The sequence below is a fragment of the Sulfurospirillum sp. HTRB-L1 genome, from assembly GCF_059415125.1.
This window is the reverse complement of sequence record NZ_JCAHZR010000006.1, coordinates 113,572-134,527: the sequence shown is the minus strand read 5'-3', so window position 1 is coordinate 134,527 and position 20,956 is coordinate 113,572. Positions and strand designations below refer to the sequence as shown.

Annotated in this window: 21 protein-coding genes; 6 read left to right on the top strand and 15 right to left on the bottom strand. The window is 48.8% G+C overall.

The features are described from left to right. Positions 1–9 precede the first annotated feature (9 nt). Positions 10–408, top strand: a complete 399-nt coding sequence (locus AC5SLM_RS10945) for a hypothetical protein (RefSeq protein ID WP_495250999.1) — start codon at positions 10–12, stop codon at positions 406–408. On the opposite strand, the gene AC5SLM_RS10940 is transcribed toward AC5SLM_RS10945, so the two are convergent. From AC5SLM_RS10940 to AC5SLM_RS10900, 9 genes are read right to left on the bottom strand one after another with little or no spacing between them, the layout of a single operon-like run. After that, positions 403–1,587, bottom strand: coding sequence for an AMP-binding protein (locus tag AC5SLM_RS10940; protein ID WP_495250998.1), 1,185 nt, complete (start codon positions 1,585–1,587; stop codon positions 403–405). The genes AC5SLM_RS10945 and AC5SLM_RS10940 overlap by 6 nt on opposite strands. After that, positions 1,565–3,676 carry an MMPL family transporter gene (locus tag AC5SLM_RS10935; protein ID WP_495250997.1) on the bottom strand — a complete coding sequence of 704 codons (2,112 nt, stop codon included), beginning with the start codon at positions 3,674–3,676 and terminating at the stop codon, positions 1,565–1,567. Before AC5SLM_RS10935 ends, AC5SLM_RS10940 begins: the two co-directional genes overlap by 23 nt. Further along, positions 3,660–4,145 carry a hypothetical protein gene (locus AC5SLM_RS10930; RefSeq protein WP_495250996.1) on the bottom strand — a complete coding sequence of 162 codons (486 nt, stop codon included), beginning with the start codon at positions 4,143–4,145 and terminating at the stop codon, positions 3,660–3,662. The genes AC5SLM_RS10935 and AC5SLM_RS10930 overlap by 17 nt, the downstream gene beginning before the upstream one ends. After that, positions 4,142–4,666: a hypothetical protein gene (locus AC5SLM_RS10925; protein WP_495250995.1), complete on the bottom strand. Its 525-nt coding sequence runs from the start codon at positions 4,664–4,666 to the stop codon at positions 4,142–4,144. The genes AC5SLM_RS10930 and AC5SLM_RS10925 overlap by 4 nt, the downstream gene beginning before the upstream one ends. Continuing rightward, positions 4,666–5,358, bottom strand: coding sequence for an SDR family oxidoreductase (locus AC5SLM_RS10920; protein WP_495250994.1), 693 nt, complete (start codon positions 5,356–5,358; stop codon positions 4,666–4,668). Before AC5SLM_RS10920 ends, AC5SLM_RS10925 begins: the two co-directional genes overlap by 1 nt. After that, a complete protein-coding gene (locus AC5SLM_RS10915) occupies positions 5,355–6,875 on the bottom strand; it encodes an HAL/PAL/TAL family ammonia-lyase (RefSeq protein WP_495250993.1) in 1,521 nt (506 codons plus the stop codon). Before AC5SLM_RS10915 ends, AC5SLM_RS10920 begins: the two co-directional genes overlap by 4 nt. Continuing rightward, positions 6,872–7,714: an LpxL/LpxP family acyltransferase gene (locus AC5SLM_RS10910; protein WP_495250992.1), complete on the bottom strand. Its 843-nt coding sequence runs from the start codon at positions 7,712–7,714 to the stop codon at positions 6,872–6,874. The genes AC5SLM_RS10915 and AC5SLM_RS10910 overlap by 4 nt, the downstream gene beginning before the upstream one ends. Then, on the bottom strand, positions 7,711–8,418 hold the full coding sequence (locus AC5SLM_RS10905) for a glycosyltransferase family 2 protein (RefSeq protein ID WP_495250991.1): 708 nt from the start codon (positions 8,416–8,418) through the stop codon (positions 7,711–7,713). Before AC5SLM_RS10905 ends, AC5SLM_RS10910 begins: the two co-directional genes overlap by 4 nt. Then, entirely contained in the window at positions 8,405–8,722 is a 318-nt protein-coding gene (locus tag AC5SLM_RS10900) for an ApeI family dehydratase (RefSeq protein WP_495250990.1), read from the bottom strand. Before AC5SLM_RS10900 ends, AC5SLM_RS10905 begins: the two co-directional genes overlap by 14 nt. Positions 8,723–8,866: 144 nt before the next feature. Here AC5SLM_RS10900 and AC5SLM_RS10895 point away from each other — a divergent pair, with 144 nt between their 5' ends. Next, positions 8,867–9,934, top strand: coding sequence for a class I SAM-dependent methyltransferase (locus AC5SLM_RS10895; RefSeq protein WP_495250989.1), 1,068 nt, complete (start codon positions 8,867–8,869; stop codon positions 9,932–9,934). Positions 9,935–9,985: 51 nt separating this feature from the next. Beyond that, complete coding sequence (locus tag AC5SLM_RS10890) at positions 9,986–10,861, top strand: carbon-nitrogen hydrolase (protein WP_495250988.1); 876 nt, start codon at positions 9,986–9,988, stop codon at positions 10,859–10,861. Here the strand turns inward: AC5SLM_RS10890 and AC5SLM_RS10885 are convergent. The 3 genes from AC5SLM_RS10885 to AC5SLM_RS10875 are packed head-to-tail and all read right to left on the bottom strand — an operon-like array spanning position 10,850 to position 13,997. Further along, a complete protein-coding gene (locus AC5SLM_RS10885) occupies positions 10,850–11,419 on the bottom strand; it encodes an NUDIX hydrolase (RefSeq protein WP_495250987.1) in 570 nt (189 codons plus the stop codon). The two genes, AC5SLM_RS10890 and AC5SLM_RS10885, sit on opposite strands and share 12 nt — an antisense overlap. Further along, positions 11,412–12,785 carry a magnesium transporter gene (gene mgtE, locus AC5SLM_RS10880; protein ID WP_495250986.1) on the bottom strand — a complete coding sequence of 458 codons (1,374 nt, stop codon included), beginning with the start codon at positions 12,783–12,785 and terminating at the stop codon, positions 11,412–11,414. Before mgtE ends, AC5SLM_RS10885 begins: the two co-directional genes overlap by 8 nt. Before the next feature lie 9 nt (positions 12,786–12,794). After that, positions 12,795–13,997, bottom strand: a complete 1,203-nt coding sequence (locus AC5SLM_RS10875; protein WP_495250985.1) for a peptidoglycan DD-metalloendopeptidase family protein — start codon at positions 13,995–13,997, stop codon at positions 12,795–12,797. Between the two features lie 206 nt (positions 13,998–14,203). On the opposite strand from AC5SLM_RS10875, the gene AC5SLM_RS10870 reads away from it, so the two are divergent. From AC5SLM_RS10870 to AC5SLM_RS10860, 3 genes are read left to right on the top strand one after another with little or no spacing between them, the layout of a single operon-like run. Next, positions 14,204–14,917 (top strand): plasminogen-binding N-terminal domain-containing protein, encoded by a 714-nt coding sequence (locus AC5SLM_RS10870; protein WP_495250984.1) that lies wholly within the window; start codon positions 14,204–14,206, stop codon positions 14,915–14,917. A gap of 3 nt (positions 14,918–14,920) precedes the next feature. Beyond that, positions 14,921–16,300 carry an FAD-linked oxidase C-terminal domain-containing protein gene (locus tag AC5SLM_RS10865; RefSeq protein WP_495250983.1) on the top strand — a complete coding sequence of 460 codons (1,380 nt, stop codon included), beginning with the start codon at positions 14,921–14,923 and terminating at the stop codon, positions 16,298–16,300. Then, positions 16,300–17,145, top strand: a complete 846-nt coding sequence (locus AC5SLM_RS10860) for a YihY family inner membrane protein (protein WP_495250982.1) — start codon at positions 16,300–16,302, stop codon at positions 17,143–17,145. Before AC5SLM_RS10865 ends, AC5SLM_RS10860 begins: the two co-directional genes overlap by 1 nt. Here AC5SLM_RS10860 and AC5SLM_RS10855 read toward each other — a convergent pair. From AC5SLM_RS10855 to ispG, 3 genes are read right to left on the bottom strand one after another with little or no spacing between them, the layout of a single operon-like run. Then, the gene (locus AC5SLM_RS10855; protein WP_495250981.1) at positions 17,065–18,330 is read right to left on the bottom strand and encodes a ComEC/Rec2 family competence protein; all 1,266 of its coding nucleotides are present in this window, start codon (positions 18,328–18,330) and stop codon (positions 17,065–17,067) included. The genes AC5SLM_RS10860 and AC5SLM_RS10855 overlap by 81 nt on opposite strands. Continuing rightward, a complete protein-coding gene (locus AC5SLM_RS10850; protein ID WP_495250980.1) occupies positions 18,327–19,742 on the bottom strand; it encodes a replicative DNA helicase in 1,416 nt (471 codons plus the stop codon). The genes AC5SLM_RS10855 and AC5SLM_RS10850 overlap by 4 nt, the downstream gene beginning before the upstream one ends. Continuing rightward, a complete protein-coding gene (gene ispG, locus AC5SLM_RS10845) occupies positions 19,742–20,806 on the bottom strand; it encodes a flavodoxin-dependent (E)-4-hydroxy-3-methylbut-2-enyl-diphosphate synthase (RefSeq protein WP_495250979.1) in 1,065 nt (354 codons plus the stop codon). The genes AC5SLM_RS10850 and ispG overlap by 1 nt, the downstream gene beginning before the upstream one ends. Between the last annotated feature and the right edge of the window lie 150 nt (positions 20,807–20,956).

The following is a 20,956-nucleotide window of genomic DNA, read 5'->3' as shown; positions in this document are numbered from 1 at the left end:
AGGATGTACATGAGAAAAGTAACGATTGCACTTTTGGCGGTTGTGATGGGGATGGTCTTTGCAGGGTGTCGCACAGCGGCGGTTTACAATGTGGAAAAAACACCCGTTGTTGCTTCTAGTAGCAAAAAATTGACGGCCCAAGAGACCGAAAAAGCCATCATGCGCGCAGGTGGTCAGCTAGGTTGGGTGATGAAAAAGGTGGAAGATGGACACATCCAAGGCACCCTCAACCTCCGAAAACACATGGCAGCTGTTGCTATTCGTTACACAGGTAGCGAATACAGCATCCACTACCTCAACAGCAGTAACCTAAGCTACGACCCTGCTACTAGCACTATCCACCAAAACTACAACGGCTGGGTTCAAAACCTCGACAACGCCATTCGCGTGCAACTGAGCATGTTATAAAACAGGCAGTATTTTTTTTCCTGTAGCCGTAGTGGGAATCTTTTCCACTACGGCTACATGTACGGGAATGGTAATGTGTTTTAAAAACCTCTTTACTTTAGCGGCAATCTCTTTAGCCTCTAAAGGTGCCCTTAGCTCCACAAATATTTTTAACGTTTCATCTTTGAGCGCCGCCTCATCACGCGCAATATGCACCACCACCCTTTGAATCTGCGGCATTGCCTCTAGCATCTCTTCGATGTTGGCAACCCCCACCCGCTTTCCCGCGACTTTAAGGATTTGGTGGCTACGGCCTATCAGTTGAAACTTACCGCCCTTAAGTTGCGCATAATCAAAGGTTTGTAGCATGCCATTTGTGGAAACGCACTCCCCATTCCACAGCCTATCTGCCACAAAAGAAGAATGCACCCGCATCATTCCCTCCTCTGAGACATCCAATCTCACTCCCTTAAAAGGAGTCCACCACACCTCGCTTCCCGACCTAAAGGCAACACTTCCTGTCTCGGTTGAGCCAAAAATCTGCACCAAGTTGGTTTGAAATTTTTCCACAAACGCTTTGGCAATCTCAGGAGCAAGGGGGCCAGCGGAACTGATAAAAAGGGTTTCTTTTAACACCTTGGTTTCATCTAAACGCAAAAGAGACTTGATGTACAGTGGGGTTGTTACTACGATGCTTCCTGCCTCGGCAAATGCCAAGAGGTCGTGGGGTAAAAAATGCTCTTTTATGACCACATCCACCCCAAGGCGCATGGGCAACATCAATCCCACTAAAAACCCGTACACATGGATAAAAGGCACTGTTGAGATAAAAACACTGGGATTAAAAGTACCAAATTTTTCCACAAGGGCGCTCACGTCTTTTTCGAGGTTTTCCTTGGTTTTTAACACCCCTGTTGGCGCGCCTGTTGTCCCTGAGGTAAAGAGCATCACAGAAAAATCCTCTTGTTCAAAAGGGGAAAAATCCAATGTTTCCAAGCGCGCCTCAAGGGCACTGTTTTGCGCATCCTGCAACACAGCTTTGGCTCCAGAAAAATAGGCACGCAGTATTTCTAACACACTTTTTTCTTTTGATTGTGAAGAAATTTTCACAAGCTTGCCTTCTAAAGAAGGCTCCCTTAAACGCCCATCTACTGGATAACTTCGCCGCGCTTTTGAGTCATCCACAATGACAATGTTCATCCCTCTCCCTTCCCAATAATAACACGCCAATCGCCACCACACCCAAACATGCCACCACACCCAAATCCCGCAAAGCACCCACATGACTTAAGGCCAACACCCCAAATCCCGCGCACGTGCTCAACAATGAAAAAGCAATGGCACTGCGGGTTTGAAGCGCCTCTTTATGGGCCCGCGCCATGTAAACACCATAATCAACACTGAGTGCCAACACCACAAAGGCCATAAACAGGTGCATGATGGACAAGGGGTATTGCGTAAACACCAGCCCCATAAACGCCACAGGAAACACGATGTAAGCAAAGGCAAACACAAAACGCCCCCGACACGCTAACCATACCATCCCCAAAAGAAGCACCACGCCCCCAAGCCCTAGCCACACCATCCGTTCAAAAACGTGTGCCATCCCTTTGGTAAAAAGCGTATTGGCCTCCATGATGTAAAGCCCCTCGTAAGAAGCCAAAGCCAAGCGGTAGGCTTGGGGCATGTACCCTTTGGCCAAAACTCCCTCTGGTGTCTCAAGCACCTCTAGCCCCATCTCGTAAAGTGCTTGGGTTGAAAGAGGAAGATAAGGCTCCCTTAACCGTGCTTCAAGGTAGGCTTCTTCAAAAAAACCCTCCCTAAACCCTGCTGCCAAAGCGGCGGTTTGCACCTTTACATGTAAGCCCAAAAGTGGCGCGAGGGCTTCTGTGCGTTCACGGTGACTTGCCGCATCAACCAATTGCGCAAGTGGAAGCCAGATGTCTGGAAAAGTCTCTTTAAGACGGTGGCTTGAAGCAATGAGCACATCCACGCTAGGGGCTTCAAGCACAAAAGGAAGATGCTCCCCAAAGGGCATGTTGGCCTTAAAAAAGGCTTCATCTTGCAGGCGTTTTTCGTTTTGGTAATCCAAGTGGCGCACATTCGTATCTAATGCAAACCACGGCCAAGCAACCCCAAGGGCGACCAAGGAGCCAAGAACCACGTAGCCATAGCGTAAAGGCCATGTTTTCCACCCTAGCAACGCGCGCTTGGGCGGGGCTTTGAAACCAATGCGCGGGTACAAAAAAGCAAAATGCCCATAGGCCACGCCCAGGGCAATCAAAGCGAACAAGGAGAGCTGTTGAACGAGTAAAAAATCAACCCCCAAAAACAGTGCAAACAAACTTCCCGTAGTAAGAAATCCCCATAAAACGGAGCGATTAAAAGGTTTTTGCGCGGCATAATGGTGGTGAAAATAGTGGTGAAACATATAATCCACCCCGATGCTACTCACCGCCACCCCAAAGGCCAAAACAAACACCGAAATTTCCGCCCACACCAACGCTACCCCGCCCAACGCCACCAACACACACGTGGCCAACGTAGCAAGGGTGTTTAAAAGAAGGGGGACATTTTTCAACATGACAACATAAACAAGGCACAGCAAGAGCGCCGAAACACCCAAAAGCCAATTCACCTCTTTTTGGATATTGTAGGGATTTTCCACAAAATAAAACAGGGGCGAAAACAGATGCACGCCCGCTTCTTCCATTTCCTTTAAAAACCCATACGCCTGCACTGCGTCCGCCTCTGGTTTGAGGTAAAAAACCGACAAAAAGCCTAGCTCTCCCAAGGTCAAATGGCCACGGTGAAGAGGAGCTATTGGAGCTGTTTTGGGAGGGGCAAAAAACCCCAAAGGGTCTTTGGTGTCAACAGGTTGGTAAAAAGGGCTTGAGCTAATCTCCTGCGCCAACGCCGCTAACGCCTTGTTTGCATCCACGCTCTTAGGGGTAAAGGCTTGGGTGAAATAGCGGTAAGTGTCCAGATACGCGGACAATACTGGATTAGAACTCCCTTGGACTTGGGGAACAAAAAACCCGCTAGAGAGCATCGTTGTTTCAAAGGTTTTTATCTTAGCAAGGCTTTGGGCATCCAAGCCCTCCACCGCCACAAATACTTCTTTGGCAGGACTGAGTGTTTGGTACGCACTAGCAAGGGTTTTGTGCTTTCCTTCTGGCAAAAATGCCGACACATCCGTGGAAAAATGCACCTGATTTTTGAGCAACAAAAAGCCTGCAAGCACGCTTAGAAAAATAAAAATATTACTCCACTTAATCAAGGATTTCAATACGTATCCAGTCCTTGTTTTTCATCCTTACATGTAAGGATTCTAAGCCCTCTTTTTTGTACACAACGTCCACATTTTCCAGCACCTCATCAACGGGGTTTTTGGGCACAAGATGCATCTTTTCACCCGTTTCTTCCCACGTAAAAAAAGCGTCCAATTGGGCTTTATCCTCCTCATGCAAGGCGCGAATGAGCATGAAAAAATAGTGGGCACTTGGGGCGGAAGCCCTATCAATCATGCGGTACCCGTGCTCGTCTTGCAAAGAAAGCATTCCTTCAAAATAGACAAGCATCTTTGTCTCAGGCTTGACGTATTCGATAATCGTTTGTTGCTCATTAAAGGTAATCAACCCTTCAAGGGCAAAGGTGCGCCCTAAGCCATCGCTGTAGCGCGTTTCATGAAAGGAAAAGGTTTGCCCAAAAGCACCCACGCCCAAAAGGCACAAGGCTACCAACACGTTTCTTATCATGAAGTAACCCCTTTTAAAAACACGTATTTTCGGTGCAAAAACTGCAATGCCCCACCCAACAAAAACACTCCATACCACCCCAAGGAAGCATAAAACGCCCAGTATGTGGGTGGCGCCATCCACATGAGCGCATGGAGGCAGACATTTAACAAAGCAACACAAGCCCAAAAATAGCGGGATTTTTGCACATACGCCCCCTCTTTTTCATCCAACACAACAACACGCGACGCCATGGCACGAAGCCACACCCCGCCTTGAGGCAAGAGAAAAAAAAGAAAAAATACCACCGCCACAAAAAAGGGAACACCCAAAAGCACACTTCCCTCTTCTAACCCCAAAGCCACCACGCCTGCCACCCCATAAAACGCAGGAAACACAAAGCCTTTTGCCGCCCCTTTGCGCACCCCATACAACCAAACAAGAGAAACCCCAATCATCCCCCATGCCACCAAGGCAATGGGTAAATAACGCAGGGCAAGCAATACCAGCGGGGCGTAAAGCAGCGAGGCCAAATGGGCCATTAGCGCACCATCCCTCCGCTAATCGTAACGACTTCCCCATGTACATAGGTGGCTTTATCACCCAAGAAAAAGACCACTTCAGCCACTTCTTCGGGCTTGCCAAATCGCCCTAGGGGAATCATTCTCGTGATGTTCTTGTCTACCTCATGGGCCATTTCTGATTCGATGACGCCAGGGGCTACGGCATTAACACGAATCCCATAACGCCCCACCTCAGCGCATAACGCCTTAGTAAAGGCGATCATCCCCCCTTTGCTTGCAGAGTAATTCACCTGCCCCGCATTCCCCACTAGCCCAGAAACCGAAGCGACATTGACAATAGCCCCGCTCTTGCGTTTTATCATCTCCGGTAAAAGCTGTTTGGTCACGTAAAAGAGGCTGTTAAGGTTCGCATCCATCACCCCTTGCCACTCCTCTTCTTCCATAAAAAAGAAAAGTTTGTCCCGCGTAATGCCCGCGTTATTCACAAGCACATCCACGCACAACCCGCCAAACACCTCTTTGATGGCCGCAGGGTTTGTCACATCGCACTGTACCACTTCCCCTTTGCCACCAAGGCGCTCTAGTAAGGCGTGGGCTTTTTGGGGCGAAGTTTTACAATGCAAGTACATGTAATACCCCCCTTGGGCAAATGCCGCCGCAATCGCGCTCCCAATCGCCCCCGTCGCACCTGTTATGAGGACTGTTTTCACGCCAACGCTCCCTCTTTCAAGATGGTCAAAACGCGGTAAATGTCTTGGTCCATTCGACGGTCTTCCAAAAGCGGCATCGCTAACGCGCGCACGGCCTCGTAGTAACCCCTAAGCGCAGGAGAAACCTTCTCTTTTCCCCGAATATCCACCCCTTGGGCCAGTCCGATAAAGGCAATGCTAAGCATCAACGCCAAGGGCTCCATCATCTTTTGAAAATCAAGGGCAGCGGTAGTACCCATGCTCACTTTATCTTGGTTGAGCGATTCGGTAGGACGCGAGTGAATAGACGCCGCGGTGGTGTTTTTGATGATGTCAGCACTGAGTGAACTTAAGGTGATTTGCATCGCCTTAAACCCATGAAAATAGTGCTCTTTGGAGAGTTTTAGATTTTCCCCTAGCCCTCGGTTAAACTTGTGGTCCACCAACAGGGCAAACTCTTTGTCTAGCAAATCCGCTACATTGGCAACGCACACCTTAAGGGTGTCCATGGCGTGGGCCACATACCCGCCGTAAAAATTGCCCGAAGTGTAAATCGTGCGGGTGTGGCCATCGATGAGCGGGTTGTCATTGACCGAGTTAATCTCTTGTTCTACCCACCGCTTGGCAATCTCAAGGTTGTCCCGCACCACCCCAAGCACTTGAGGGGCACAACGGATGGAGTAGGTGTCTTGAATGTTAAGCTCATTGTCTGCAAAAAATTGGTCGTAGCGGTCATCGCGCCCGTGGGTCAAGTGCGATCCTTGAAGTTTCTCTCTCATGTTGCGCGCGGTGCGTATCTGCCCATCAAATGGTTTAGAATCATGCACAAAGGCATCCAGCGGAGTCACATCACTCAACAGCACCTCAAACATACCCGCCACGTACGACTCCATACTCGCCAACAACCGCTCAAAGAGCGCCAAATTTTCCACCGCGATAGCGCTCATGGCCGCCGTGCCGTTCATGATAGCCAAAGCCTCTTTGGGTTTAAACACATAAGGCGCGATACCAAGCTTCTCATACACCTCTTTTGTTGGGTGGATTTGCCCCTCAAACCACACTTCCCGCTCACCCGCAATAACCGCGGCGATGTAAGAAAGAGGCGTCAAATCCCCACTAGCCCCCACCGAACCCAAGGAGGGAATCACGGGAATAATCTCTTTTTCCAAGAGCAACGCAAGGCGCTCCAACAGCGCGTAAGAGATTCCCGACCTGCCCTTGGAGAGGGAAATGAGGCGAATCAGCACCATTTTTCGCGAAATGGCTATGCTCAAAGGCTCACCCACCCCACACCCGTGAAAACGGTACAAATTTTGTTGCAACAGCGCACTTTGCTCAAAGGTAAGGTAGTTCTTACCACTAGCACCATACCCCGTAGTCACCCCATACACCGGTTTTCCTTCACGAATTTGCTCCATCAAAAAGTCATGCCCTAGGGCAAATTCTTGACAAAACAAAGCCTCTTGTGAAACACAAACCGATGTTGCTTTGGTGATTTCTTCTAAACTGATAGGACGATTATCTACTGTTAACTTCATTTTTCCTCTTTCCAAAAATGATAAAAATTAAACCACTGTTCTGGATTTTTCCGCACAATCTCTTCTAAAAAAGCCCCATACGCTTGCATGGGCGTTTTGTAATCCTCCCCGTGGAGGGGTATTTTTTGAAAACACACCTTGTAGTGTTGGGGAGCGTGGTAGACAAAGGCGATAGCCACTAAAGGTTTTTGTGTTTTTTGGGCGAAGTAAAAAGGGTTTTTGTTAAAGTTTGCCTTTTTTCCAAAAAATACTATCTCTTCGCAGTATTGCTCTTGGGTTGCTCGGTCTGCCATCATGGCAAGAACCTCGCCTCTGAGCAACACCGACACCGCTTCCATGGAGGCAAACGCGCTTCCCTTGGAGAGGTCGATGATGGAAAGGTTTGGGTTTGGACAAGGCAGCTCTTCTTCAATCCGCTTAATCTCCCCCAATAACGCTTCTTGCATCACCACGCTAATCTTAAACTGTGAAAAACAATTTCCAGCCGCTGCCCAGCCGCCAAAATGCGAAAGCAGTAGCACGCACCCTTCTTCCAACACCTCTTCTAGCGCCTGGGCTTCCCCATCAAACACATACTCCTCAAAGGCAACCCGCGAAATAAAACGGTCGCACATGCACAATGCAAAATGGCGCAAATGGTGAAAATAGACCCAAGCCGAAAAAGGCTTACCAAGGGTTGCATAATACTCCCCCAATGCGACCTTGACATTGGAGGCCACCAACACATAAAAGAAGGTCACAGGGTACATAAGGTAATAAACAAACCCGTACCCAAAAAGGCGGTACAAGAAAAAGACAAGCCGAATACTCCAGCCACTTCCCCGTTGAATGGTACTCACGAACCCTTTGTCCCAAAGAAAAATTTCCGCGGAAGAAGCCTTACATGTACCATGACAATAGCAGCAGTATCCCAGAATTTTTTAAAATGGCTCACACGCTCTTCAGGCCGAGGATAATAACACTCCACCAAAGCCTCTTTAATCTTCCCGCCCTTCCACGCATGGCGTACTAAAACTTCCATCTCCCAATCAAAACGCGCGGTTTTAATAGGGAGCTCAAGAATAGAAATCGGGTAAATGCGAAAGCCTGAGAGGGAGTCGGTAATCACATGGTCCGTATCCCAACAGGCCCAAAAATTGCTAAACCAACGGCCAAATTTTGAACCATTGGGCACATCGTTGATGCCAAGATTTCGCGCCCCAATGATAATCTCACTCTCATCGTCCATCACTGCTAGCATTTTTTCAATCTCGCACGCCAAGTGCTGGCCGTCTCCGTCCATGCTGGCAAAAAACGTTTTGCCCATGGCACGCACTTCTTTTGCCCCTGTAACGATAGCCGCCCCTTTACCTTGATTGACTTCGTGGCGCACCACCCGCATTTTTGGGTGCGAAAAAGAGAGGAGTGAAGCGACATTAACAGAAGAACCATCATCAACAATAATAAGCCAATACCCTTGGTCCAAAACATCACGAGCCACTTTTTCAATACTTTGCGGATTGTTAAAGGTTGGCACGACTACAACAACATCATCCTTTTGCATACATTATCTCCGCCACCTTGCATTCATCTTTTGACACAACAACCTTGTAGCTTTTCTCCTTCTCCTCTACGCTTAGACTCAAAACGCTCTGAGGTAAAACCGTTTGTAAAAATTTTGCCCGCTTTATCTCTCGCCCCTGCAGTCCAAACAGTGCAGCGGAAAGTTCAAGCAAAACAAATCCTGGGAGAATGGGATTTTGAGGAAAATGGGCGGCAAAAATTGGGTGGCTTGCATCACACAGTTGCAACAAACAGTGTTTTTCTTCACGCACAAGCACCGTGTAGAGACCTTCTAAAATAGCCACTCCCTTCCCCCGTAAAATCACACAAAAGCAAACAAAAAACTAACGGTGTATTATATAAATTTAGCTACAATGTCAGCTTAAAATCTCACACAATAGCTCTATTTTCACACAAACCCCTGAGCTTTTTCTCAAAGGAAACGCATTTTGGAACAATTTTTCAACAATAACGACACTGTCTCTGCCCTACAAGCCCAATACAACGCCCAAAAAATAGCCTTCGCCCCCATCATCTTCCAAGTCGCCAGAAGCATGCGTGACCTGGGTGTCCTCCAAGCACTTTACGACCACAAAGAGGGACTAGATTTGGACGCCTTAGAAGAAAAAACCTCCCTGAGCGCCTACGGTCTCCTGACCCTGCTTGAAACAAGCCTGAGCGCGGATATTGTCAAGCAAACACAAGGCCGTTATTTTCTCACCAAAACAGGGTATTTTTTACTCAAAGACCCCATGACTATCGCCAACATGGACTACAACCATCACGTCAATTACAAAGGACTTTTTCATCTTGATGAAGCCATTCAAACCCAGAAACCTGCGGGACTAAAGGTGTTTGGGCCATGGGAAACCATCTACCCAGCCCTTGGCTCTTTGCCAAAAAAAGCCAAAGAGAGTTGGTTTGCCTTTGACCATTTTTATTCTGACAATGCCTTCCCTGCCGCAATCCAAAAGGTCTTAGCCCTCAACCCAAAACGCCTCTTAGACATTGGCGGCAACACAGGGAAGTTTTCCATCGCCCTCACCCAACGCCATCCCTCCTTACATGTAAGCATTGTTGACCTCCCCGAACAGCTCGCCCTTGCTAAAGAACAGATTGCATCCCAAGGGTTACAAGAGCGCATTAGCTTTGTTGCAGGAAACGTGCTTGAAGCTGATTTTGCCTTTCCTACGGGGTATGATGTGCTGTGGATGAGCCAGTTTTTGGACTGTTTTAGTGAAGAGAAGATTGTTGAGATTCTCTCAAAAGCTAAACGTTCCATGGATAAAACCGCCACCTTGTGCGTGATGGAACCCTTTTGGGACAGGCAACGTTTTGAAACCTCTGCTTTTTGCATCATCAACACCTCCCCTTATTTTACCGCCATGGCAAACGGCTATAGCAAAATGTACCATTCGGAAGATTTTTTGCGCCTTGTGAAACAAGCAGGCCTAGAGGTGGTTGAAATCCTAGACCACATCGGCATTTGCCAAACCCTCCTCATGCTACGTGCCTAAGTATTCTTTTAAAGCTTTGCTACAATGTCAAAAACCATTCAAAGGGAGCCTATGAAACTTGCCCTCATTCACCATGCCGTGCGCGAAACCAAGGACGCTACTATCCAAAAAACCCTCGAACTCATCCACGACGCCAGCGCCAAAGGAGCCCAGCTTGTGTTATTGCAAGAGTTGCACCAAGGGCCTTATTTTTGCATCACCGAAGACCCCAAGCATTTTGACCTTGCCAATGACTTTGAAAACGACGTGGTGTTTTGGGCAAAAATTGCTAAGCAATACGGCGTGGTGCTCGTGACCTCGCTTTTTGAAAAACGCGCCCCTGGCCTTTACCACAACACCGCAGTGGTCTTTGAAAAAGACGGAAGTGTGGCAGGCAAATACCGCAAAATGCACATCCCTGATGATCCAGGTTTTTACGAAAAATTTTACTTTACCCCTGGGGATTTAGGCTATGAGCCCATCCAGACCAGTGTGGGAAAACTGGGCGTTTTGGTCTGTTGGGACCAGTGGTACCCCGAAGCGGCGCGCCTCATGGCCCTCAAAGGGGCAGATATTCTCATCTACCCTACCGCTATTGGGTGGTTTGATGGGGATGAGGAAGAGGAAAAAACCCGCCAAAAAGAGGCATGGATGGGCGTGCAACGTGGCCATGCCATCGCCAATGGCTTGCCTCTAGTGGCCATCAACCGCGTAGGCAAAGAGCAGGACGAAACAGGGGTTTTGGATGGCATTCGTTTTTGGGGACACTCTTTTGTAGCAGGCCCCCAAGGAGAACTCTTACATGTAAGCGATGAAACAAGCGAAGAAGCAGTGGTTGTGGAAGTGGATGTAACGCGTTGCGAAGAGGTCAGACGCATGTGGCCTTTTTTGCGCGACCGCCGCATCGAAACCTACAAAGGCCTCACTAAACGCTTTTTAGACGCGTGAGTCCTTTTCAAAAAACCACATCAGGGCAAACATGAGCCCTGATGTTTTGGCGATATGTTCATCAAATAAAAACGCTCTGGCCTTGGCTTTTGGCACGTAAATCACCTCAATCTCTTCTAGGTCAACCCCGCCGCCCTTGTGCAAACGCATCGTTTCGTCAAGTTCAGCATAATACAAGGTTTGCTGGCCGCCTGCTAAGCCCACGGCCGTGTAAAAAGAGGTGATTTTATGGAGGTTTTGAGGCGCAACGCCATAGCCTGTTTCTTCTTCGATTTCCTCTAGGGCAATCTGCGCCAAGGGCTTCTCTTTGTCCACCAAGCCCGCGCACAGCTCATAGGTAAACCCGTCGTTGTTTTTGAGGTAAATAGCAGGGCGAAATTGTTTCACAAAGACAAAGGCGTCGTATTCTTTATGGTAGAGTAAAATCGCTACACTGTTGTGCGCGTCCACCATATCCCATCGTTTTTCTCGCCCATTTTGCACGTAGTGCATGCTTTTGGGCTGAATATACAGCGACTCTACGCACGCTTCGATTTTAACAATCGTAATATCAACCAAGTAAAATCCACTGGGCTAGACCCAAGAAGCTAAAAAATCCCATCACGTCTGTGACGGTGGTGAGCAACACAGAACTTCCCACCGCAGGGTCGATGCCATTGCGTTTGAGTGTTAAGGGGATAAGCGCGCCAAAAAGTCCTGCGCAAAAAAGGTTAATAATCATCGCCGCGCCAATCACCACCCCAAGCAAAGGCTCTCCAAACCACACAAAAGCCACCACGCCGACAATACAGGCAAAAATCAGCCCGTTAATGGTCGAAATGGTCACTTCTTTAATAATCGTCTCTTTGGCGTTACTAAAATCAATCTCCCCAAGGGCCAATTGGCGCACCGTAACCGCTAGGGCTTGGGTTCCTGCATTGCCGCCCATGGAAGCAACGATGGGCATAAGTATGGCCAGTGCGACGTAGGATTGGATTGCTGCTTCAAAAAAGCCAATCACACTCGCGGCGGCAAAGGCGGTGAAAAGATTGACAAGCAACCACACGGCCCGCGCACGGCCCGCTTTGAATAAGGCGTGTTCTTCTTCCGCCTCATCATTAACCCCCGCAAGGTTATAAATCTGTTCTGTTGCGTTTTCTTGGATGATGTCATGGATGTCGTCCGCCGTAATGCGTCCCACCAATCTTCCATGGTAATCAATCACTGGCACCACAGAAAGGTCGTAGTTCTCTACCGTCTCGATAACCGAGTCAATGGTGTCATCGTCTCTGGCAAAAATGGGTTGGTATTCATCCTCAGGAGCTTTTTCCACAAACCCTTTAAAGGTAAGTGAAAAATCGCTCGTAATCAAATCTTCTAGGGGGATGGAAAACCGAAGGGTGTCATAATCATCCACCACAAACAAGCGGTAAATGTTTTCAATTTCCCCTTCTTCTTTCATGTGCTTTAAGCGCGCGATTGCCTCGGAGATTTTCTCATCAACCTTGGCCACAAAGACCTCGGTTTGCATGTACGCGCCCGCTTCTTCGTCATCATAACGGCGCAAACGTCGGATGTCTTCTTGGTCTTCTTTATCAAGGCTTTCAAAAAGTTCTTGGGCTTTTTCTTCATCGATGTCTTCGATATTTTGAAGTAAATCTGTCGCGTCATCGCTTTCGAGTTCTTCGATGGCACCTTTGAGTTGCTCTGGGGAAATTTCATCGATCACATCCTTCAAGATGTGATCAGGCAACTCAATGGCCACGTCTCCCAAGCTTTCGCTAGAGAGTTGTTTTACGTAGTCAATAAAAAGGTCAACGTCGTTTTTGTGAACATGGCGAAGGTGGCGTGCGAGTTCTACGGGGGAAAGCTCTTGGTCAAGGTCATCTTGTAAATAACTTTCGATGACCTCTTGCGAGTGCTTTAAATCTTTCAGTTTTGCCACAAAAATCCTTTAGTTAACAAGGGTTGCCTCTACTTCAATGGGCTCTTCTAATTGCACCATGTACTCAAAAGGTTCCTCGCGCGGGGGAACCGAAGGCTCAGCAAGGGCAAGCTCAAAGCGGGGTTTAAAGGTTCCCACGTGGGCTAAAAAGGCTTTACGTTTCTCCCCTTCTAGTTTTCCTTTTTCAATCTTAACAACACTGTTGGGGTTAATGGCGCGACTGTTCTTGTAAAGGCCAAAGTGCAAATGAGGCCCTGTGCTAATACCCGTACTTCCCACGTACCCAATCAACTGCCCCTTAGAAACCACCGAACCCCGACGTATGCCCTTGCGGTACCCGTTTAAGTGGGCGTACAAGGTTTTATACCCATGTCCGTGTTCGATTTCAATCGTCTTTCCATACCCGCCTTTGGTACCCACGAAGGTCACCCTTCCCTCGCCCGCTGCTACAATCGGCGTGCCTGTGGGGGCGGCATAATCGACGCCCAAATGGGCGCGGTAACGTTTCAAAATAGGATGCCAACGTTTTTGAGTAAAAGGGGAAGAGATGCGTGTGTAACGTACGGGCACGGTAAGCAAAAAGCCTTCAACTTCCTTGCCTGACTCGTCGTAATAGCGGTTGTCATCGTACAGATAAACAAAATGTTCCTTGCCCCGCACTTCAACCATGGCTGCTTCGATTTTTGGGTTGCCATACCGCTGTCCTAACCGCGTGCGTTGGGAATAAAAAATCACCAAACGGTCACCTTTTACCAAACGGCGAAAATTGACACTGTTTTTAAAAGAGTGGACAAATTCATTGGCAAGGGCATAATTATTGGTCGCATTAACGATGTCTTGGTAAGGAGAGAGGGCAATCTCAAGTGTCACACTCAGGGCTTCTTCTTGGTAACTCACTGGCGTGGTGCGAAGTTCGTAGGTATGGGTCTGGTTGTCTTTAATAATGTGGAGTTGCAACTCTTCACCGATGGGAATCAACACTTGTTGGATGGCTTCGTTGTCATCTAATAAGAGTTGGTATTTCACTCCCGACATAATCTCAGCGGCGAGTTCTTGGTCTTCTTTATCAAGGGTATAGTAGATAGAAAGTGGTAGTTGGTGTTTTTCCAAAAAGGTTAAAAACGTCTCGCCCTGTCCCCAGCGGTGCTCTTGCATAGTCGCGCCATGCGCACCAAGCACCATCATCAAAATACATGCCAACCATCGCATCATCATCCTACCCCTTTGCACTAATTTAACGTCTTTCAACACCCATTCAAGCCACTACAACACTAAAGAATGAAAGGATATAGGTTTTGAAAAACGTCAAAGGCGTTTGGATTATACTTGACAATTGCTTACAAAATCCTAGCAACCCCTCAGGGCTTTTTGAGTTCTGGTGAAGTATAATCGACCCATCAAAAGCAAAAGGAGTTCCATTGTTTCGCATCTTCGTCGTTTTTTTGGCATTTTTCTCCCTCGCGTGGGCAGAAGGGCTATTTACCTCCTACACTACCACGTTGCATGAAATCCGTGGCAACACTGCAACGGTTACCGATTCACAGCAACTTGTTGTTGGCTCTAGCGGGATTGTCATCCACCAATTTGACGAAAGCAAATCCTCTATCATTGCGCGCGCTAGTGTGATTAGCAAAGCCGATGGACTCGCCACCGTTCAGTTTGAAGTGTTTGACCTTTTAGAACAATCGGCCTTTCCACTGCCAGGCATTCTTCCCAAAGAAGGTGATGTTATCATCCTAAACTACCTCTACGACCGTGCGCTCATTGTTGCCCCCAACAGCATGGTGTTTAACGAAATCACAGGACATTTTAAAGAGATTCAATGGGTGCATCCTGACCTCATGGGCGCCTACCTCGCTAGCGAATACACGCCCAATCCTGACCGCGATACCTTCCGCAAACTTTGCCAAGCCCACAGCACAGGGGTTATCTTTTTTGCCCTCAACCTCAAAGGCTATTTCGCCGACTGCCAAAGTTTTAAGGTTTTAAAAACCCTAAATTCTGGTCGTATCAGCACATACCAACTCCCTTTTTACACCCGCGTTGCAGGTATTGAAAGCTCTTTTTGGAATTTTGGTTCTAAAGAAATCAGCGACTACAACGCTCATTATGACGCTTTGTTGGTAAAATAACCCATGGACGCTTTACATGTAAAATGGTTTGAGGAGCTTTTGGGGGCGGAAAACGTTTACGCCGACAAGGCCCATTTGCTTGCCTACTCTTACGATGCTACCCGCACAACTTATGAGCCTGATTTGGTGCTTTTTCCGCGCCACGAAGCCGACGTGCAAGCCATTATGCGCTACTGCAATACCCATCGCATCATCATCACCCCACGCGGGGCTGGTAGCGGGTTTACAGGCGGGGCGCTTCCGGCAAACGGAGGCATCATCTTAGCCCTTGAAAAACACATGAACAAGATTTTAGAAATCGACATGGAAAACATGGTCGCCGTGGTGGAACCCGGGGTCATCAACATGGACTTGCAGCGGGCCGTGGAAGCCAAAGGACTCTTTTACCCGCCAGACCCTGCGAGCGAAGAGTACTCCACTCTTGGGGGCAATGTAGCCGAAAATGCGGGAGGTATGCGTGCGGCAAAGTATGGCATCACTAAAGATTACGTCATGGCCTTGCGCGCCGTGCTTCCCAACGGCGAAGCCATCGGAGCGGGCAAACGCACCATCAAAGACGTGGCAGGGTATAACGTAGCGGGTATTTTGATTGCGAGCGAAGGAACCCTTGGTGTCATCACTCAAATCACCCTCAAACTCATCGCCAAACCTAAACTTAAACAGACCGCCATGGGCATTTTTCCCACCGTCAAAGACGCCATGAACGCCGTGTATAAAACCATGGCTGCAGGGGTCACGCCCGTAGCAATGGAGTTTTTAGACAACCTCACCATTCGTGCCGTGGAACAAAAATACGCCAAAGGTTTACCTGTGGATGCCGGAGCCATTCTCATCACCGATGTGGATGGAAACCTAGAGGAAGAAATCCAAACCCAACTCAAAATCATCGAAACGATGTTTTTAGCTAACGGGTGCACCTCCTTTAAACGCGCAAGCACGGCCGAAGAAGCCAAAGAGCTGTGGTTTGCCAGACGCAACGCGAGCCCTTCCATCACCGTATATGGCAGCAAAAAACTCAACGAAGACATCACCGTGCCGCGTAGCAAACTGCCCGAACTCTTAGATGCCATCACCGCTATCGCCCAAAAATACGAGGTAAAAGTGCCCTGTTTTGGCCACACGGGAGATGGCAACGTGCACACCAATGTCATGGTGGATGGCACTAACCCTGACGAGCTTGAAAAAGGCCACAAGGCCATCAAAGAAATCTTCCAAGCGACCATTGATTTGGGCGGCACCTTAAGTGGCGAACATGGCATAGGACTGAGCAAAGCCCCTTACATGACCATGGCCTTTACGCAAGGCGAAATGGAACTCTTTCGCGCCATCAAACGCGCCTTTGACCCTAACAACATCCTCAATCCGTTTAAAATGGGTCTCTAATGCGTTTTCTTCATTACGTGGAATTGCTGAAAAAAATCAAAGACAAGCAACTCATGCACTACGCTTCATCGCTGAGCTTTCATACCATGCTTTCGTTGATTCCCGTGCTTTTGATTTCCATGTCTATTTTTACACAACTGCCAAGTTTTGAAGTGTACTATGAAAAAATGACGAGCTTTATCTTTTCCTCCCTCCTGCCCTCTCACCAAGAAGTCATCTCTGGCTACATCGAAACCTTTTTGGGCAACACGGTGGGCATGGGGGTTTTTGGTTTTGTGGTGGTGCTTTTTACCTCCATGATGTTTTTTTTGGAGTATGAATTCATCATCAACACCCTTCTTAGCGCCCAAAGGCGTAGCTTTTGGCAGTCCCTCTCCTCCTACTGGACACTCATCACCCTCGCTCCCTTGGGGCTTGGGGTCTCTTTTTATGTCTCAGGCATCTTGCACACCATGCTTCAAAGTTCAAGCTTTACCAAGTGGATTAACATCTTGGCTATTTTTCCGTACCTCATCGTCTGGGGGCTCTTTTTTGCCACTTATATGATCTCCTCAAGCAAACACCTCACACCACGCCTTGTGGCCTTGGCTTCGTTCATTGCCTCGCTCATTTGGTACTTGTGCAAAAATTTGTTTGTCTATTATGTGGCGTACAATAAGGCGTATTTGAGCATTTACGGCTCTTTTAGTGTTGTGTTGTTTTTCTTCATTTGGATTTACCTCTCGTGGGTTGTCTTTTTGTATGGCGTAAAATTGTGCGCTTTTTTAGAGGAACAAAAAGGGCACACCCCCCAAGGCAACGACCCCCACCGCCAAGAAGCGCCAGCGGATAGCCAGTACGCTTAACCCCAAATACCCCACCAATGCCCAAAGTGGCGTAGGCACTTCCGCCCCCTCCATGCGCCACGCCAAAAAGGGTTCTAAAAAACCGTCCAACACCCCACCCAAACCCACAACATGCAAAGCCGCGCTCAAGGGGTAAAACACGATAAAAACGATGCTTAAAGGAATAGAACCCACCTGTTGCCATGAGGTTAGGGGAAACCAATAATGCACGGGAATATTCATGGCCAAAAAGACCCAGACGTTTAACAACACCGCGTGCACAGGCGCGCTAAAGCGGTCTTTGAAGTGGTGCAAGTAAAGGAAAATGTAAAACACCCCAAAGACTGAAAACCAAAACCCAATGTGCAGTACCAAGTGAGGAAAAAGAGCCAAGAGGACACCTATGGTTAATGCTAGTGTCCCAAAAGAGAGCAGTTTAATGTGGCGCATCAGCAAGAAAAACCCAAAACACGCCATGACAAAAGCGCGCAAAAAAGAAGGCACAAAACCAATGAGCCACAAATACCCAAAAGCCAACCCAAGCATCACGATGCCTAGGTCAAACGTGGCGTTGCGGTAGGGAAAATAACGGCTTTGAAAAAAGCGGTAAAGAGGACGAAGCAGTCCATACCCAAGAGCCAACAGCACCCCAAGGTGAAACCCGCTAATGGCCACCAAGTGCGAAACGCCCCAAAAGACTACATCTTCACGCAGCTCTTTGGGCACAGGGGTGGCTAAAAAAAGCGCGCTGTATAAGGCTTGCATTTTGGGGCTTTCGTGTTGTGCGTGGATGCTATAAGCTAGGCGTTTTGTCACGCCTTCCTCGCTTACATGTAAAGCGTGAAGGGAAAAAGAAGGAGCAAAAAAACGCTTGGAGAGAAAGTCTAAAAAACGCAGTTTGTCGGTGATAACGTATACACTCACCTGCTCGCCAGGCCTTACATGTAAGGCTTCTTTCCACGCCACCGTGTAGAGCAAGAACGCGTCTGTCTTTACATGTAAGGCAAAATAGGGTTTGCCATTCTTACTCACGCGCGCGTCAGCGAGGAGTAATTCCCCTTCCACGTAGGTTCGCCCTTCCCCTACAAAAGTACGGTATTGGGTAAAAACAAGGCTTACATGTAAAGCAAACACAAGGGCCAAAACCCCAAAACACACCGCTACCTCTTTTGCACTTGCAAACAGACGCAACGGCGCGAGGGTCAAATGAGCGGCCCTTCGATTTTGGCTTCTTTGCCACTGTCGTAGATGATTTCCACAGGCACCCCGCCACGGTCCACAAAGCGCGTGCACGCTTTTTGAAACATGAGGTTGGCGATGCCCACGGGGCCGTTACGGTTTTTACCCACGATGACTTCGGCTTCTTCTTCGGGCTTTTCAAAAAAGGTGCTTCTGTACTCTTTGCCCTCTGCCCGCGCGCGCTGTTCTTTTTCTTTTTCCTCGCGCACACGGTAGACGTCGTCGCGGTAGACAAACAAAATCATGTCCGCATCTTGCTCGATGGCGCCCGATTCACGAAGGTCGCTGAGCATCGGGCGTTTATCGTGACGGCTTTCCACCCCGCGGTTAAGCTGCGAAAGGGCGACGATAGGCATCTTAAGTTCACGGGCCAAAAGCTTCAACCCACGGCTAATCTCACTCACCTCCAAGTGGCGGTCTTTGTTGCCCGTGCCACCCATGAGCTGCAAGTAGTCGATGATGCACAGGCTAATATCCGTATGCTTGGATTTAAGCTTGCGCAGTTTGGAGCGCACGTGGTGGATGTCGGCGTTGCCATTGTCATCCACAAAAAGCTTGCGGCTTTCCATGACGCTACACGCATCGCTCAGGCGCGTCCATTCATCATCATTAAGGTTTCCCACTTTGATTTTTTGAAGAGGGATGGAGGTTTTAGCACTCAACATCCGCAGCATCAATTGCTCAGCGGGCATCTCCAAAGAAAACACCGCCACCCCTTTGTTTAAGTCCAGCGCCTTTTGGGCAAGGTTCAAACAAAAGGCGGTTTTTCCCATGGCCGGACGCGCCGCCACGATAATAAGGTCACCATCTCCAAAGCCCGTGGTGAGGTGGTTTAGCTCTTTAAACCCCGTATCAAGCCCCACTACCCCTTGGTTGCCCCGCAGTTTCATCTCTTTGATGTGCGCCACCGTGGAGCGCACCATCTCAGGCGACTCACGAAACTCCCTGTCGGTGGCCTCTTGGGTGATTTGGTAGAGTTTTTGCTGGATGACATCGACCACATCCTTGGCAGGCATGTCCCGCTCTACGGCAATTTCAGTGATGTCTGAGGTTAGCCGTACCAACTCGCGCTTGATGGATTTCTCTTTAACCTCGCTCACATAAGGCGCGATGGAAGGCAGGGGATTGGTGGAGATGATTTCAAGCATCACCTCTTCATCAAAGCGGTTTTCTTGGCCTAGTTTTTTGCGCACAAACTCTTCATCGATTGGCAAATCCCCGCGCTCACACGCCTCCATCGCTTCAAACATGTACCGGTGCGCAGGCAAGTAAAAATCGCTGGCCTTAAGGCGGCTTGCCACCTCTTCAAACTGGGCAGGGTTGAAAAAAATGGAGCTTAAAATGGAGCGTTCGATGTTGATATTGTGTAAGTTGTCCACTATTTTTCCCCTTCTTTGGCCGCTTTTTCCACTTCTTCTAAAAAGCGTTCCACCAGTTCGTGCTCTTTGAGTTTTGCGACCACTTCACCGTGACGCATCACAAGCCCTTGCCCTTTGCCAAAGGCGATGGCCACATCCGCGTGTTTGGCTTCGCCGATGGCATTGACCACGCATCCCATGACGGAGATGTCAAGGGGCGTTTTGATGTGCTTGGTGCGTCGCTCCACCTCTTCGACGGCTTTAACAAGGTCAGACTCCAACCGTCCGCAGGTAGGGCACGAGATGATGTTGACGCCCGATTTTACCACGCCACTGTCTTTTAAAATGGCTTTACCCACGCGCACTTCTTCTTCTAACTCTCCTGTCATGGAAACCCGAATCGTATCGCCAATGCCCTCAAGCAACAGCGTCCCTAGGGCAATGGAAGACTTGATGGTAGAGTGAAAAAGCGTGCCCGCTTCCGTGACGCCAAGGTGAAAAGGATACGGCGTAAGGGGACGCAACAGGCGGTACGCTTCCACCGTGCGCGCCACGTCGCTGGCCTTGAGGGAAACTTTGATGTCCGTAAAACCCAGATCCTCTAAAAATTTGATGTTATAGAGTGCGGATTCCACCATGCCTTTGGCAGTGGGGCCGTAGCGTTGGTCAAACTCTTTTTCCAGTGAACCCGAATTCACCCCGATGCGAATGGGCAAGTTGCGCGCTTGGCACGCTTTGACCACTTCGGCTACGCGGCTTTTTTCGCCAATGTTGCCAGGGTTAATGCGAATGCCATCCACCACTTCCGCCGCCAGTAACGCCAAGCGGTAGTTAAAATGAATGTCTGCCACAAGCGGCAAGGAACTCCCTGCCTTGATGGCCGCCAAAGCGCGCGCATCTTCATAATCAGGCACCGCCACACGGACGATGTCGCACCCTGCAAAATGCAGCCGTTTAATCTGCTCCAAGGTGCCCTCCACATCACGGGTGCGGGAAAAGGTCATGGATTGCACAGGAATGGGCGCGTCGCCCCCGATGGGAACACCGCCTAAGAGTATCTGTTTTGTGGGATAACGTTGCAGCATTCGTCTCTCTTTTACACGGTCGCATTAGCCCTTTGAGCGGATTTTCGAGACCATAAAACGCTCAGGACGAGCGTTGGACGAGAACCCTCGGAGGTTTGTCAGGATGACAAAACGAGAATGAGCGAATAGGGTTAATGCGACCGTGTTTTT